Source organism: Emticicia fluvialis (assembly GCF_024793945.1).
GTDB lineage: Bacteria > Bacteroidota > Bacteroidia > Cytophagales > Spirosomataceae > Emticicia > Emticicia fluvialis.
Map to the genome: position 1 here is coordinate 1 of NZ_JANUSD010000005.1, position 14,756 is coordinate 14,756.

Below are 14,756 nucleotides of genomic sequence, written 5' to 3' on the forward strand. Positions count from 1 at the left end.
AATTTCCTGAACTATCTGTAACTTAAAAGATAATGAATAGTCTTTTTGGGTACGTTTGACATAACTGTTTTGTCCTTCCATTTTTGATACTTTTTTTGTGTATCGCTATTTCAGGACGGGACAGTCAGAGGGTTTAAAATCGGCGTAACAAAATGGTATAGAGAAACCACTCTTTCTCAAAATCAAATCTGGCAAAGAAATTATCATGAACATATCATACGAAACGAAGAGTCTTATAATACCATCTCTCACTACATCCACAATAATCCAAAAAATTGGAAAGCAGATAAATTTTATATCTGATATATTTGCAAAAGGTATGTGTCTGTAGGGGTTCAAAATTTTGAACCCCCATCGCAAGAACCACCCCTATGACAAATTAACCAAGCCGTTATTATGATATTAAGCGATATTCTATATAAAGTTTCTCTGTTAGCTGTTTCGGGCAAAACAGATATTGAAATAAAAAACATTGTCTTTGATTCCCGTCAGGTACAAAGCGGAAGCCTTTTTGTTGCCATTGGTGGCACACAGGTTGACGGCCACAATTTCATACAGAAAGCCATTGAACTGGGGGCTTCTGCCATTATCTGTGAGCACCTGCCAGAGGTTTTAAATGAAGAAATCTGTTATCTGCAGGTAGAAAATTCAGCCCGCACCATGGGTCTGGTGGCAGCCAATTTTTATGGCAACCCATCTAAAAAACTAAAGCTGGTGGGTGTTACTGGCACCAACGGCAAAACCTCAACAGTTACATTGTTATTCCGTTTGTTCCGTAAATTGGGGTATCGCTGCGGCTTGCTGTCTACCGTTCAGAATCAGATAGATGATGATATCATTCCGTCTACCCATACCACGCCCGATTCGGTAAAAATCAATGAATTGCTACTGGAAATGGTTCAGAAAGGTGTGCGCTATTGTTTCATGGAGGTTAGCTCGCACTCAGTAGTGCAAGAGCGTATTGCAGGACTTCATTTTGCTGGAGGCATATTTACAAACATTACCCACGACCACCTTGATTTCCACGAAACTTTTGATAATTACATAAAAGCCAAAAAAGGATTTTTCGATCAGCTTCCGGCGTCGGCTTTTGCATTGGTAAATACAGACGACAAGAACGGCAAAATAATGATTCAGAATACAGCCGCCCGCAAGGAGACTTATTCATTAAAGAATATCGGCAGTTTTAAAGGCAAAATTCTGGCTTGCGGGTTGTTTGGCTTGCAGATGGATATTGACGGGCGAGAAGTATGGTTTAAGTTAATAGGTGCATTTAATGCCTACAATCTGCTGGGTGTATTTGGCGCCGCTGTTTTACTGGGCGAAAATCCGGACGAGGTACTGATGCAACTTTCAGACATCAAACCACCCTCTGGCAGGTTTGAGCAGGTAGTATCACAAAACCATATTGTAGGTATAGTTGATTACGCACATACCCCCGATGCCCTGAAAAATGTACTGGAAACCATTGTTGATTTACAGGAAGGCAACCAACAGATTATTACAGTGGTGGGTTGTGGCGGAAACAGAGATGCTACCAAGCGCCCCATTATGGCCGAAATAGCCAGTCGCCTCAGCAATAGAGTTATACTTACTTCTGACAACCCAAGAAATGAAGACCCTTTTGCTATTCTTGGGCAAATGGAGGGCGGTGTGCCTGTGATTTATGTCAACAAAGTACAAACCATAGAAGACCGCAGAGAGGCCATATTTGAAGCCGTGAGAATAGCCCGTCCGCAGGATATTATCTTAGTAGCTGGCAAAGGGCATGAAACGTATCAGGACATTAAGGGCGTGAAGCATCACTTTGATGACAAAGAAGTGCTGCAGGAGGCCTTTAAAGAGATTTGGGAGAAACAATAAAAATACGCCCCTAAACAATTCTTACATCGTTTAGGGGCGTTTTTCCTATTTTGTCAATCTAAAAACAGTCAACCTGTTTCAGGATATTAAGATTTTTTAGGCGCTGGCTTTTTGGTGGTTGCTGCCGGTTTTGGTGCAGAAACTGCCGGCTTCGGTTTTGGCGGAGGCGTTGAACCCAGTTTTAGCAAAATGGCATCAGACAGGTTATCTCGGTCGTTGTCGTTAGCAAAAAGCAATATAGGCGTTGACTCCCTGTTGGAACCGTCTACATTTCTTCTGAAAACAAATTTATAACCTTTTTCGGCAGCTACTTTCTTGGTAGTGGCATCTACCTTGTCGCGAATCTCTTTATATTTTGTCTGAATCAGGTTTTGCAATTCTGCTTCAGCACTGGACTGATATTCATCTGCCACTTTTTTCAGATCCTGTACTTCTTTCAGGGCTGCATTTAACGATTCAGTGGTAACATTGCTTATATCTTTTAAAGACTGCTGATAAAGCGCGTATTTCTCTTGATAAACCTTGGCTTTTGCTTCAAACTGCTTTGAAAACTCTTCTCTTTTAGCCGCTACTTCGTTCTGCAGATCTTTTATATCTTTCAGATTTACCATCACGTAGTCATCATACACATAACCAATTTTAGGGAGCTGAGCGAATGATACCTGACTAACCAAAGCAGCAATAAGAACAAGAAATAACTTTTTCATTGGGGGTGTTTACGTAATTTTTTATCAAAACTAACTAATATTTCTGATGAAAAAAAGAGTGCGCCACATAAGGCTTATGTGACGCACTTGCTTATAAGAAACACTTCTGCTTATATTCTTTTCAGAATCTCCTCTCCTATTGCGTCGGTTCCCAGAATCATTTCTTTTGGTGTTGAAGCATCGGCGATGTCTCCGGTACGGAAGCCCGCCTTCAACGTCTGCTCAACTGCAGAAATGATGGCTTCGCTTTCGGCTTTTAGACCAAACGAGATATCTAACATCAGAGCTGCCGACAAAACAGAGGCCATAGGGTTAGCCAGACCTTTACCAGTAATATCATGCGCCGAACCGTGGATTGGCTCATAAACACCGGTACTGTCACCAATTGAGGCTGAAGCCAACATTCCCATTGAACCGGCAATCTGTGAGGCTTCGTCAGTCAGGATATCGCCAAAAAGATTAGCTGTTACTACTACGTCAAACTGTCTTGGGTTCTTGATTAGTAACATAGCAGCCGAATCTACAAACTGGTGCTCAACTGTTACTTCAGGATATTCTTTTGCTACTTTCTGCACTACTTCTCTCCACAAACGGCTGGTTTCCAACACATTGGCTTTGTCAACAGACATTACTTTCTTACCGCGTGTCATGGCTGCATCAAAGGCCTTACGGGCTATGCGCTCAACTTCATAACGGCTATACTCGGCAATGTCATAAGCGGTATCGCCATCGTTTTTACGGCCTTTTTCTCCGAAATAAATATCGCCTGTCAGTTCACGGAAAAACAGGATGTCTGAACCCTTCAGAATCTCCGGTTTGATGCTTGATGCCCCCAAGAGTTCATCAAACAACTTAATTGGGCGCAGGTTGGCATACAAACCTAACTCCTTACGCATTTTTAAAAGTCCTTGCTCCGGACGCACTTTGGCCGATGGGTCGTTATCATATTTCGGGTGGCCTACTGCTCCGAAAAGAACGGCGTCAGAGGCACGCATTTTCACAAGGGTTTCTTCCGGTAGCGGGTCTCCGGTAGCTTCTATGGCTACGTGACCAATCAGGGCTTCGTCATAAGTAAACTCATGACCGAATTTCTGCGCTATTTTTTCTACTACTTTTTTTCCGACGGCTGTTACTTCCTGCCCGATTCCGTCTCCGGGAACAACTAAAATATGTTTTTTCATTTATTTTTGATTATTTATTCTTTATAACCACGGAGTTACTCAGAGTTCTACACAGAGTTTCACGAAGTTTATATTACGAATCTTTTTATTCCTTCTTTTAAACTTATTACATTGAAATTCATCAAGTAGCCTAATTTATATTTACCTAATCTCATATAGGTTAATACCTGGGCCCGATGAACATCATTGATTGCTTCAACAGATTTTATTTCTAATACAATTTTATTCTCAACTAAAATATCAATTCTATATCCACATTCAAGCTTCACTTCTTCAAAAATCAATGGCATTGGTTTCTCTTTTTCAGCAAAGATGTTTGCCTGAAACAATTTATAAAATAGGCATTCTTTATAAGCACTTTCTAAAAGTCCAGGACCCAAAGCTGAATGAACTTCATAAGATACTTTTAATATCCTACCAGATAATTCATTTAGCTCTGTGTAACTTAGTGCCATAACTTTGTGAAACTCTGTGGTAAAAATTAATTTTAAAACTGTATCAGATTCAACATTTTCTGGGTTGCTTTAATGGCAGATACCGTCTGGTCAGAATCAAGGCCACGCGTTTTAAATTCCTTGTTGTTCTGTTCCCAGGTAATTATTGTTTCACAAAGTGCATCTGTTTTTCCACCAGGTGGAATCCGAACGGTATAATCCGTCAGCATCGGAAGCAATATTTTCTTTTTATCATAAATCTTCTTTAAAGCATTCATGAAAGCATCATACTGCCCATCCCCCTGCGCGTTTTCCTCAAACACAACCCCATCAATTTTAACCTGTAAAGTGGTAGACGGCCGTAGGTTTCTTGAATGGGTCAAAACATAATTCATTACCTCTACTCTTTCAACAATAGCATTAGAATCAATAACATCAGAGATAATATACGGTAAGTCTTCTCTGGTTACTACCTCCTTCTTATCACCCAGTTCAATTATACGTTGCGTTACTTTCTTTAAATCAGCCTGCGACAATTTGATGCCCAGCTCCTGCAGATTCTTTTCAATATTAGCCTTGCCCGAAGTTTTGCCCAGCGCATATTTCCGCTGCCGACCAAAACGCTCCGGCATCAGATCGTTGAAATACAGATTGTTTTTATTGTCGCCGTCGGCATGTATGCCCGCCGTTTGCGTAAACACGTTTTCTCCTACAACAGGCTTATTGACTGGTACAAGAAAACCTGAAAACGTTTCAACAATTTTACTGACCGAATACAATGACTCTTCTACAACCGATGTTTTTACATCCGGAAAAAAGTCGTTCAGCACTGCAATGGTACTGGCCAGCGGCGCATTACCTGCACGCTCACCCATACCGTTTACGGTCAGGTGCAGGCCTTTGGCTCCTGCACGCACGGCTTCCATGACATTGGCTACGCTGAGGTCGTAGTCGTTATGGGCATGAAAATCGAAGTGATGATTGGGGTAACGCTCAACAATGGCATGTATAAAGTCGTACGATTCCTTAGGGGTTAGTACCCCCAGGGTATCTGGCAGCAGCACTCTTTCGATGGGCTGCCTGGTTATAAAATCCAGGTATTGAAACACATACTCACGAGAATTTCTCATGCCGTTGCTCCAGTCTTCCAGGTATACATTACATTTAATACCTTTCGATTGCGCCAGCGCAATTACCTGAGCTATTTCGTCGAAATGCTGTTCGGGGGTTTTCTTTAACTGATGGGTAAGGTGATTCAGAGAGCCTTTGGTGAGCAGGTTCATCACTCTGGCTCCGGCTTCAAGCATCCAGTTAACAGATGTCTCTCCGTCAACAAAGGTCAATACCTCTATTTTTTCGAGAAACCCGTTTTCTGCTGCCCAGGATGTTATTTTCTTCACGGCCTCAAACTCACCGTCAGACACCCTCGCAGAAGCAACCTCTAGTCGGTCAACTTTTACTTCTGTTAATAGTAACTGGGCAATGGTAAGTTTTTCGGTAGAAGAAAAAGACACTCCGCTGGTTTGTTCACCATCGCGGAGTGTTGTATCCATTATTTCTATATAGTTCATTATGCTGTTGCTTAAAGCAGTGGTTTTGTTGTCTCCGGTAAAAGGGGTAGCTGATTAATAGAGACTCTTTTCAGCAAATGATTTTATTTCCTCTTTCATGGCTTGCAGATAATCAATGTCATCGTAGCCGTTTATCAGGTTATCTTTCTTATATCCGTTAATGGCAAAACTTTCTTTCTCGCCGGTAGATAATATCGTGATGCTTTGTTCAGGCAGGCTTACTTCCAGCTCGGCTTTAGGGTCTGCCTCTATGGCCTGGAAAATTTTATCCAGAAACTCCGGGCTTACCTGTACAGGCAAAATACCTACGTTGATGGAATTACCTTTGAAGATGTCGGCAAAGAAGCTAGACACCACACAACGGAAGCCGTAGTCATAAATAGCCCAGGCGGCGTGTTCGCGACTGGAGCCACTACCAAAGTTACGGCCACCTACCAGAATCTTGCCCGAATAAATTGGGTTGTTGAGTACAAAATCCGGTTTCGGAGAATCGTCTGAATTATAGCGCCAGTCTCTGAACAGGTTGTCGCCAAAGCCTTCGCGCTTGGTTGCTTTCAAGAAACGGGCAGGTATTATCTGGTCAGTATCCACGTTCTCGATAGGCATGGGTACAGCGGTACTTTTTAGTACTGTAAATTTATCGTAAGCCATTTGTCGTAATATTTTTAAAGTCAGACAATTGTTCGACTTATCTGACACCTTTGTTTTTGTTTAGATTAATTCTCTTGGGTCGGTTACTTTTCCGGTTACGGCTGCTGCTGCTGCTACTAATGGGCTGGCCAATAGTGTACGCGCACCCGGCCCCTGACGGCCTTCGAAGTTACGGTTAGAGGTAGACACCGCATACTTACCTGCCGGAATCTTGTCGTCGTTCATGGCCAGACATGCCGAGCAACCCGGTTGGCGCAATTCGAACCCGGCTTCATTCAACACATCCAGAATACCCTCTTCCTTGATCTGAGACTCAACCACATGAGAGCCAGGCACCAACCATGCCGTTACGTTGTCTGCTTTCTTGCGGCCTTTTACAATAGAAGCAAAAGCGCGGAAGTCTTCAATACGGCCGTTGGTACAGCTGCCTAAGAAAACGTAGTCAATAGGTTTGCCTATGATCTGCTCGTTTTCTGCAAAGCCCATATAACCCAATGATTTTTTGTAGCTGGCTTCGCCGTCTTTTACCTGACTGGCCATTGGGATATTCTGAGAAATACCTGTACCCAAACCCGGGTTTGTACCGTAGGTTATCTGCGGCTCAATATCGGCAGCATCAAATGTATATTCTAAATCAAAAACGGTGCCTTCGTCAGTTGGCAGGGTTTTCCAGTAGGCAAGGGCTTTGTCCCATGCTTCGCCTTTTGGTGCCATCTCTCTTCCTTTCAGATAAGCAAAGGTAGTTTCATCAGGAGCAATGATACCCCCTCTGGCACCCATCTCGATAGACATATTACAAACCGTCATGCGGCCTTCCATGCTCATATTTCTGAAAACATCTCCGGCGTACTCTACAAAATATCCGGTTGCTCCCGCTGCAGTTAATTGAGCAATAATATAAAGCGTTACGTCTTTAGGCATAACGGCAGGCCCCAATTTACCATTGATGTTTACACGCATCTTTTTAGGTTTAGGCTGCATGATACATTGCGAAGAAAGTACCATTTCAACCTCTGAAGTACCGATACCAAAAGCAATGGCACCAAATGCTCCGTGGGTAGACGTGTGCGAGTCGCCACAAACAATAGTCATACCCGGTAAAGTAATACCATTTTCAGGCCCTACTACGTGTACAATACCGTTCTTCTGATGGCCCAAACCCCAGTGTGAGATGCCATATTTGGCCGTATTTGTTTCAAGGGCTTTCAACTGATTGGCAGAGAGCGGGTCTGAAACCGGCAGGTGTTGGTTAATGGTAGGTGTATTATGGTCGGCAGTAGCAAAGGTACGATTCGGGAACAGTACGTTGATTCCTCTGGTTTCCAGACCTAAGAAAGCCACCGGGCTTGTTACTTCATGAATAAAGTGACGGTCGATAAAGAACACATCCGGGCCGTCTTCGATTTTACGAACAACGTGCGCATCCCATACTTTGTCGAATAGTGATTTTGGTGTTGACATTTTATATTTAAGCGTTTTATTTCTGTGATTCACTTGTCAGGATTTCCTGACTCGTCTATTAAGTTTTCTGTTTGCTCTCCAAATAGCTTATCATTTTCCCAGGTTAATGGGTTATTGATTATATATTGGCTAATCGTGTTAAAATCCTTATCGTCTCTAATGATATTGTCCCAGAAACGGCTTTGCCATTCAAAATCAGGTACAATCGGGTGAATATGTTTTGTACAAATTGACTTGTAAGGACCAATAATTGATGAAACTGTATTTTTACCCTGATTTCTGAACCGTAATTGGGCATGAGTTTTATCATTTGATAATTCACCGTTCTGTGTAGAGACAGGGCAATGCCCTGTCTCTACCTCAATATTGGATTCACTATTAATATTAGTCTTATCAAAAATCAAAATGCCATGAATATGATTGGGCATTACAACGAAATCACCTAAGGTAACGAATGGAAAATGTTTGGGGATTTCATGCCAAAAACCTTGTACGATAGCCCCTGCCGTAGATAATTTCATTATCCCTTCTTTACATTCACCCAGAAAATACTGACGATTTTTAGTACAAACAGTAATAAAATAGATTCCATTAGACCCGTAATCCCAATGTGGGTGCCGAGCAGACGGAATACGATATTTGTTCTGAAACTTATCTGCCGACATTTCTCTAATTCAACAATACAAATTTGAGTATAATAACTCAATGCGGATTAACGAAATACGACCAAAAAATAATGTTTTTGGCTCATTGGTTTTTCTTGGGCGTAAAACCGTATTTTTCTTTGTAGGCTTTGATGAAATGAGAAACGCTCTCATATCCTATTTCGAGACTGATTTCAGAGACGTTCTTTGGGGTATTTTGCAGAAGAAATGAGGCGTATTCTAAGCGCCTGTTTTTGATCCAGGCAGCCGGCGAGGTATGAAATTGTTGTTCGAAATCACGCTTGAAAACCGACAGACTGCGGCCGGATATCCGCGCTAATTCACTAATAGAAAGGGGTTTAAGATAATAGTTTTCGAGCAGATAGGCCAGGTCTATTTTCTGACCCTGATAAATTTTGAAGAGTGTTGACTGGAACTGACCCGTTTGGTCCAATTCAAGCAGGTGTAACATCAACTCATTGAATTTCAGTTTCAGAAACTGATTGAGCAGATTGGTACGGGCACTGAAGAACGGAATAAGCGAATCGACAAACTTATCAAAGTTCTCGTTGCTTTCAAGGCTCAGTATTTGTTCAAATGCCCCGTCGGGCGAATCTTCAAAGAGCGAAAGATTTTGCCCTACAAACTCTTTCAGCAGGTTTTCGGGAAAGAAAAAAACAAGGCTGCGGTAGTTGCTGTCGATAGACTCGTTCATGGAGTAGCAACCCCGTTGAAAGAAAAGAATCTGCCCTTTTTGTACGTGGATGTCTTGTGTAGGAGAAATAAACTTCTTTTCGCCTTCCAGCACATACACGATGGCGTGTTCTTCAAAGAAAATCTCATTGCGCGACGGATAGACATTGTTACGGTAAGCAACGAAGGTCATTTCCTGAATCTTGAGCAATTCAAACTCATTGGCGCTTATGGAAGACGGTACCCTGAGCATTGCCTATTTCTTGTTATCACCTCTCATTTTCTGTAAGGCTTTATTAGAGAAAACAAACTCTTCCAGTTCTGGGGTAGTGACATCAAGAATGGTCTGGCTACTGCCCTCCCATATTTTTTTTCCTTGGTACAAAAACATAATGTAGTCACCTATCGAGAGAACCGAGTTCATATCGTGTGTAATAACAACTGTGGTTGTGTTATATTCTTCGGTTATTTCCTGAATCAACTCATCTATTTTTATTGAGGTAAGTGGGTCAAGGCCAGAGTTGGGCTCATCACAAAACAGGTATTTCGGGTTCATTACAATGGCTCTGGCTATACCTACCCTTTTCTTCATTCCACCCGATATCTCAGAAGGCATCCGGTTTCCGGTTCCTTCCAAACCTACTCTTTGCAAACAAAACTCTACCCGGTCTTTTTTCTCTGCTTCCGGCATTTCGGTAAGCATATCTAAAGGAAACTGTATATTCTGATGCACGGTTTGCGAATCGAAAAGCGCCCCACCCTGAAACAGTACGCCCATTTCGCGGCGGATATCCTTCTTGTCTTCCTCTTCTCCCAGATAAAAATCACGGCCATCATAAAGCGTTAAGCCGCCTTCTGGCCGCACCAGGTCTAGCATACATTTTAACAATACGCTTTTTCCTGTACCGCTTGCCCCGATAACCAGACTTATCTTTCCTTTTTTAAAAACACCACTTACATTATCTAAAACCTTGCGGTCGTTGAAAGACTTCGAAATGTTTTTTATTTCTATCATATAATTTCAATCCTGAAAAGAACGCTGTGAAGAGTAATGAAAAAACCGGGTTTGCCGGGTATCAGGTCAATAATTCAGCCAACAGGTAGTCGGCAATTAAAACAGCTATACAACTATTGGTTACGGCCGATGTACTTGCCTGCCCTACTTCTAAAGCCCCGCCCCGGGTGTAATATCCTTTAAAAGCAGAGATGGTAGAAATAAGAAACCCAAAAACAAAGGCTTTAATAATGGCAATAAAAACATTGAACGGAACAAACGAATATCTGATACCATAGATATAATCTTCGGGGGTAATAATGCCTGTTAGTGTTCCGGCTAGGTAGCCGCCCAGAATACCCAGAAAACCTGAAAGAATAGCCAACAACGGAAACGTAAACATAGAAGCCAGTAATTTAGGCAGCACCAGGTAAGACGCAGAGTTGATTCCCATTACCTCCAGTGCGTCTATCTGCTCGGTTATTTTCATGGTTCCCAGCTCACCAGCAATGTTAGACCCTATTTTACCTGCAAGCACCACACACATAAAAGTAGATGAGAGCTCCAGGAGGGTCATGTCGCGCACAATATTACTTACTACATATACCGGTATTAAGGGGCTTACCAGGTTGGCTCTTGTCTGCACACAGGTAACGGCGCCAATAAATACAGCCACAATGGAAACAATGAGAACTGAACTGACACCAATAGCCAGACACTCGTCTATAAACCGATTCCAGTAAACTTTGAAAGTTTCTCTACGGCTAAATAGTTTCCCCAGAAATATTAAATATTCTCCTACAGTTCTTAACATGCTTTTTAACGATATTTGCAAAGATAACGAATAGTTTAATAACGCATTTTAGATAAGAAAGTTTATATTCAAAAACCAGAGCCATACCATAAAACAATTAAATGAGCTGAACATGAGCAAAAAACTGATAGTAGTTTCAGGCGGTAGCCGCGGAATCGGTCGGGCCATTATTGAAATCTTCGCCCAAAACGGCTTTGATGTACTGGCCTCGGCCCGAAAAGAGGCTGATTTAAAAGAGCTGCAAAACCATATAACCACCCAATATAAAGTAAACTGTTTTATTTATGCCGCCGACCTGGCCATAAAACAAGAGGTAGCAGGGCTGGTGGGGTTTATTCAGTCGCTCAACAGGCCGGTAGATGTGCTTGTAAATAATGCAGGGAGTTTCATTCCGGGGAATATCCACGAAGAGCAGGATGGCGTGCTTGAAAGCCTGATAGAAACAAACCTTTACAGCGCGTATTACCTGACCCGCGGACTAATCAAAGGCATGATTGCCCAAAAAAGCGGGTATATATTTAATATGTGTTCGGTTGCCAGCCTGATGGCCTACCCTAAAGGTGGGTCTTATAGTATTTCAAAATTTGCCCTGCTGGGTTTCAGCAAAGGCTTGCGCGAAGAAATGAAACCCTATCAAGTAAAAGTAACATCTATTATGCCTGGTGCGGTACTAACAGACAGCTGGGCGGGTGCAGACATACCAGCCGAAAGGTTTATGCAACCGGCTGATATAGCCAAGACCGTCTGGACTGCCTACTGCCTGTCTGACGGAGCTGTGATTGAAGAAATTGTACTGCGCCCACAGAAGGGCGATTTGTAAAATACATTTTTACAGGAAACAATAAAGCCGGCTTTTATGGGCCGGCTTTATTGCTATTATAAATTACTCAGAAAGACTATTCTCTCAGGAAAGGATAATCAGATTGTACGTAAATATCATCAAATGCGGTTTCTGCTTTAGGGAACGGCGATTCTTCTGCAAATTTTACCGACTCCTCTACTTTCGCTTTCACTCGTAAATCTATTTCTTCCAATTCTGCTTCTGTAGCTATACCGTTGGTTAAGATACGGTCGCGGCAAAGTTCTAACGGGTCGCGGCGTTTCCATTCTTCCACTTCATCCTTGGTACGGTATTTCTGAGGGTCTGACATTGAGTGACCACGGAAACGATAGGTTTTGAACTCAAGGAAAGTAGGGCCTTCTCCTGCTCTGGCGCGGTCGGCAGCACGTTTTACTGCTTCGTGTACCATTTCAACATCCATCGCGTCTACCGGTTCTGCAGGCATATCATACGCCTCACCAATGGTGTATAGTTCTCTTACGTTTGAGGTACGCTCTACCGATGTACCCATGGCATAGCCGTTGTTTTCAACTACAAATATTACGGGTAATTTCCAGGTCATGGCCATGTTGAACGCCTCGTGCAACGCCCCCTGACGCACAGCGCCATCGCCAAAATAACACATACAAAGGTTTTGCGTACCTTTATATTTTTCGGCAAATGCTATACCTGCACCTAACGGAATCTGCGCCCCTACAATACCATGCCCGCCAATAAAGTTTACTTCTTTATCAAAAATGTGCATTGAGCCCCCTTTACCTTTGGTTGTACCGGTTTCTTTTCCGTACAACTCTGCCATAATTCTGTTGGGGTCAGTACCCAGCGCCAACGGATGGCCGTGGTCTCTGTAGGCGGTAATCCATTTGTCATCTTTGGTTAATGCCGAAACAGCTCCTGAAGAACAAGCCTCCTGGCCTATATATAAATGACAAAATCCACGAATCTTTTGCTGCCCATACAACTGGCCGGCCTTCTCTTCAAATTTTCTTTGAAGAAACATAGACTCGTACCAATACATATATGTTTCTTTAGAATACTTTACTTTTGGTGCTTTTTCTTTGGTAGCTGCCATCTCTGATTCTTTTATAATTAAACGTCATTTTGCTTAGACGAAGCAAATTTATGAATTAAATCATTATCGACGAAAAATATTGAGATAATCTGTTCATTTAAATAGCCAACCGGGGGGAATTATCACCTGATTCTCCGTCAACCCATGCCTTATAAAACACAAAAAAGCCTCTGAGTTAACTCAGAGGCCTATCGCAATCAACTAAGAGATAACTATACTTTAATCTCAACGTCAACACCACTTGGTAGTTCCAGTTTCATCAACGCGTCAACAGTTTTCGGGCTGGCCGAGTAAATGTCGATCAAACGTTTGTAAGTACATAACTGGAATTGCTCACGTGATTTTTTGTTAACGTGCGGAGAACGCAATACAGTGAAGATTTCTTTGCGAGTAGGCAACGGAATTGGTCCGCTAACAACGGCTCCTGTAGATTTTACAGCCTTCACAATTCTCTCTGCCGATTTGTCCACTAAGTTGTGGTCAAACGACTTTAATTTGATTCTGATTTTTTGTGACATTGGTTCAAAAATTTTAAGATGAACCCCTCCGAAAGAACCATTTGCTTCAGAAAGGGCATAAAAAAACGTCGTTTTTTACAACGCGGGTGCAAAAATACGTAAAAACTTGGTACTTATAAAGTTATAAGCGAAAAATTAATAAAAAACATAGAAGCAAAACCACCTGGCCCAACTTTACGAAGCTACGTTTTTATGATTGTCAATACTGAAATACTTTACCTCGGTATCTACCTGTTCCAGAATTTTCCGGGTTCGTTCAGGCCGGGCATCCGTAATAAAAACCTGCCCGAAAATACCATGATTAATGCTCTCTATCAGGCTGTGAATCCGGCGGTCGTCTAGCTTATCAAAAATATCGTCCAGCAGCAGTATGGGCTTTAGCTCTTTCAGTATCTCTATCATTTCAAACTGCGCCAGCCGTAGCGCCATTACAAAAGATTTCTGTTGCCCCTGCGAGCCAAACTTCTTGATGGGGTAAGTGTCTATCTCAAAAACATAATCATCTTTATGTATGCCTTTGGTAGTGCGTTGCGCCCTTATGTCCGTCTGGCGATTCTGGCGGAACTCCTGCGTAAAATTATCAACGGCTACTTCAGACTCATACACTATTTCTACCTCTTCCCTACCCTCACTTATTAAGGCATAATGGTTTTTAAACACCGGCAGAAAAGTTTCCATAAACTCTTTCCTTTGTTTATGAAGCCTAACGGCCAGTTTTACCAGTGGGTCAGAGTAGGTATCCAGTAAATCATGGTCCATATAATTACGCTCGGCAAAGATTTTCAACAAGCTGTTTCTTTGCTCAAGAATACGGTTATACTGCTGGTAGTCAGTCAGGTATTCGCTATCCATCTGCGACAGCACCCCGTCAAAAAACCTTCGTCTTTCTTCGCTGCCCTCTTTAATAAGTTCGGTATCATCCGGGGCAATCAATACTACCGGAAACTGCCCTATGTGGTCAGCAATACGTTCGTAGGGTTTCTTTTCATACATCATTATTTTACGCTGCCCCCGCTGAATAGTACAGGTAATCTGATGAGTATGGCTGTTTTTACTAAAAACACCGTCAATCATCATGTAGTCGGCATCATGATTAATGCTGAACACATCCTGGTGGTGCATGGCACTTTTGCTCAGTGCCAGAAAATAAACAGCATCAAGCAGATTTGTTTTCCCACTCCCGTTCTCACCCACTATACAATTTACCTGCGGCGAGAAAGTAAATGTGGCTTCTTCGTAATTCTTAAAATTAGATAGATAGATTTTCTCTAAAAACATTCTGCTGACTTCGATAACAATATCCTCACTACCC

15 protein-coding genes are annotated in these 14,756 nt (G+C 42.3%); 2 read left to right on the top strand and 13 right to left on the bottom strand.

Annotated features, from left to right (window positions below):
* Positions 1 to 396: 396 nt before the first annotated feature.
* A complete protein-coding gene (locus NZ848_RS07065) occupies positions 397 to 1,863 on the top strand; it encodes a UDP-N-acetylmuramoyl-L-alanyl-D-glutamate--2,6-diaminopimelate ligase (protein WP_259014928.1) in 1,467 nt (488 codons plus the stop codon).
* Between the two features lie 86 nt (positions 1,864 to 1,949).
* Here the strand turns inward: NZ848_RS07065 and NZ848_RS07070 are convergent, their stop codons facing one another.
* The 10 genes from NZ848_RS07070 to NZ848_RS07115 all read right to left on the bottom strand — a co-directional run bounded on the left by NZ848_RS07070 (position 1,950) and on the right by NZ848_RS07115 (position 11,013).
* A complete protein-coding gene (locus NZ848_RS07070; RefSeq protein WP_253531853.1) occupies positions 1,950 to 2,570 on the bottom strand; it encodes an OmpH family outer membrane protein in 621 nt (206 codons plus the stop codon).
* Positions 2,571 to 2,680: 110 nt separating this feature from the next.
* Positions 2,681 to 3,751, bottom strand: coding sequence for a 3-isopropylmalate dehydrogenase (gene leuB / locus NZ848_RS07075; RefSeq protein WP_101724944.1), 1,071 nt, complete (start codon positions 3,749 to 3,751; stop codon positions 2,681 to 2,683).
* A 68-nt stretch (positions 3,752 to 3,819) separates the two neighbouring features.
* Positions 3,820 to 4,206, bottom strand: a complete 387-nt coding sequence (locus NZ848_RS07080) for a GxxExxY protein (RefSeq protein ID WP_259014929.1) — start codon at positions 4,204 to 4,206, stop codon at positions 3,820 to 3,822.
* Positions 4,207 to 4,238: 32 nt separating this feature from the next.
* On the bottom strand, positions 4,239 to 5,756 hold the full coding sequence (locus tag NZ848_RS07085; RefSeq protein ID WP_216824391.1) for an alpha-isopropylmalate synthase regulatory domain-containing protein: 1,518 nt from the start codon (positions 5,754 to 5,756) through the stop codon (positions 4,239 to 4,241).
* A 54-nt stretch (positions 5,757 to 5,810) separates the two neighbouring features.
* Positions 5,811 to 6,407 (bottom strand): 3-isopropylmalate dehydratase small subunit, encoded by a 597-nt coding sequence (gene leuD, locus NZ848_RS07090; RefSeq protein WP_259014930.1) that lies wholly within the window; start codon positions 6,405 to 6,407, stop codon positions 5,811 to 5,813.
* A gap of 60 nt (positions 6,408 to 6,467) precedes the next feature.
* Complete coding sequence (gene leuC / locus NZ848_RS07095) at positions 6,468 to 7,868, bottom strand: 3-isopropylmalate dehydratase large subunit (protein ID WP_259014931.1); 1,401 nt, start codon at positions 7,866 to 7,868, stop codon at positions 6,468 to 6,470.
* A gap of 29 nt (positions 7,869 to 7,897) precedes the next feature.
* Positions 7,898 to 8,533 (bottom strand): transposase, encoded by a 636-nt coding sequence (locus tag NZ848_RS07100; protein ID WP_259014932.1) that lies wholly within the window; start codon positions 8,531 to 8,533, stop codon positions 7,898 to 7,900.
* Positions 8,534 to 8,615: 82 nt separating this feature from the next.
* On the bottom strand, positions 8,616 to 9,458 hold the full coding sequence (locus NZ848_RS07105) for a helix-turn-helix transcriptional regulator (protein ID WP_253531841.1): 843 nt from the start codon (positions 9,456 to 9,458) through the stop codon (positions 8,616 to 8,618).
* Between the two features lie 3 nt (positions 9,459 to 9,461).
* Positions 9,462 to 10,220 (bottom strand): ABC transporter ATP-binding protein, encoded by a 759-nt coding sequence (locus tag NZ848_RS07110; protein ID WP_259014933.1) that lies wholly within the window; start codon positions 10,218 to 10,220, stop codon positions 9,462 to 9,464.
* Positions 10,221 to 10,281: 61 nt separating this feature from the next.
* The gene (locus NZ848_RS07115; protein ID WP_101724938.1) at positions 10,282 to 11,013 is read right to left on the bottom strand and encodes an MlaE family ABC transporter permease; all 732 of its coding nucleotides are present in this window, start codon (positions 11,011 to 11,013) and stop codon (positions 10,282 to 10,284) included.
* Positions 11,014 to 11,125: 112 nt separating this feature from the next.
* Between NZ848_RS07115 and NZ848_RS07120 the strand changes: the two genes are divergently transcribed.
* Positions 11,126 to 11,833 (top strand): SDR family oxidoreductase, encoded by a 708-nt coding sequence (locus tag NZ848_RS07120; RefSeq protein WP_259014934.1) that lies wholly within the window; start codon positions 11,126 to 11,128, stop codon positions 11,831 to 11,833.
* Between the two features lie 76 nt (positions 11,834 to 11,909).
* Here NZ848_RS07120 and pdhA read toward each other — a convergent pair whose 3' ends face one another.
* The 3 genes from pdhA to recF form a co-directional block, all read right to left on the bottom strand.
* Complete coding sequence (pdhA, locus tag NZ848_RS07125) at positions 11,910 to 12,926, bottom strand: pyruvate dehydrogenase (acetyl-transferring) E1 component subunit alpha (RefSeq protein ID WP_101724936.1); 1,017 nt, start codon at positions 12,924 to 12,926, stop codon at positions 11,910 to 11,912.
* Positions 12,927 to 13,138: 212 nt separating this feature from the next.
* Positions 13,139 to 13,444 carry a 30S ribosomal protein S10 gene (rpsJ, locus tag NZ848_RS07130; RefSeq protein WP_101724935.1) on the bottom strand — a complete coding sequence of 102 codons (306 nt, stop codon included), beginning with the start codon at positions 13,442 to 13,444 and terminating at the stop codon, positions 13,139 to 13,141.
* A gap of 174 nt (positions 13,445 to 13,618) precedes the next feature.
* Positions 13,619 to 14,722 carry a DNA replication/repair protein RecF gene (gene recF, locus NZ848_RS07135; RefSeq protein WP_259014935.1) on the bottom strand — a complete coding sequence of 368 codons (1,104 nt, stop codon included), beginning with the start codon at positions 14,720 to 14,722 and terminating at the stop codon, positions 13,619 to 13,621.
* Between the last annotated feature and the right edge of the window lie 34 nt (positions 14,723 to 14,756).

What these genes read in the sequence shown, in the direction of transcription:
- NZ848_RS07065 (WP_259014928.1), top strand. Translation starts at nt 397, where the DNA reads ATGATATTAAGCGATATTCTATATAAAGTTTCTCTGTTAGCTGTTTCG.
- NZ848_RS07070 (WP_253531853.1), bottom strand. Translation starts at nt 2,570, where the DNA reads ATGAAAAAGTTATTTCTTGTTCTTATTGCTGCTTTGGTTAGTCAGGTA.
- leuB (WP_101724944.1), bottom strand. Translation starts at nt 3,751, where the DNA reads ATGAAAAAACATATTTTAGTTGTTCCCGGAGACGGAATCGGGCAGGAA.
- NZ848_RS07080 (WP_259014929.1), bottom strand. Translation starts at nt 4,206, where the DNA reads ATGGCACTAAGTTACACAGAGCTAAATGAATTATCTGGTAGGATATTA.
- NZ848_RS07085 (WP_216824391.1), bottom strand. Translation starts at nt 5,756, where the DNA reads ATGAACTATATAGAAATAATGGATACAACACTCCGCGATGGTGAACAA.
- leuD (WP_259014930.1), bottom strand. Translation starts at nt 6,407, where the DNA reads ATGGCTTACGATAAATTTACAGTACTAAAAAGTACCGCTGTACCCATG.
- leuC (WP_259014931.1), bottom strand. Translation starts at nt 7,868, where the DNA reads ATGTCAACACCAAAATCACTATTCGACAAAGTATGGGATGCGCACGTT.
- NZ848_RS07100 (WP_259014932.1), bottom strand. Translation starts at nt 8,533, where the DNA reads ATGTCGGCAGATAAGTTTCAGAACAAATATCGTATTCCGTCTGCTCGG.
- NZ848_RS07105 (WP_253531841.1), bottom strand. Translation starts at nt 9,458, where the DNA reads ATGCTCAGGGTACCGTCTTCCATAAGCGCCAATGAGTTTGAATTGCTC.
- NZ848_RS07110 (WP_259014933.1), bottom strand. Translation starts at nt 10,220, where the DNA reads ATGATAGAAATAAAAAACATTTCGAAGTCTTTCAACGACCGCAAGGTT.
- NZ848_RS07115 (WP_101724938.1), bottom strand. Translation starts at nt 11,013, where the DNA reads ATGTTAAGAACTGTAGGAGAATATTTAATATTTCTGGGGAAACTATTT.
- NZ848_RS07120 (WP_259014934.1), top strand. Translation starts at nt 11,126, where the DNA reads ATGAGCAAAAAACTGATAGTAGTTTCAGGCGGTAGCCGCGGAATCGGT.
- pdhA (WP_101724936.1), bottom strand. Translation starts at nt 12,926, where the DNA reads ATGGCAGCTACCAAAGAAAAAGCACCAAAAGTAAAGTATTCTAAAGAA.
- rpsJ (WP_101724935.1), bottom strand. Translation starts at nt 13,444, where the DNA reads ATGTCACAAAAAATCAGAATCAAATTAAAGTCGTTTGACCACAACTTA.
- recF (WP_259014935.1), bottom strand. Translation starts at nt 14,722, where the DNA reads ATGTTTTTAGAGAAAATCTATCTATCTAATTTTAAGAATTACGAAGAA.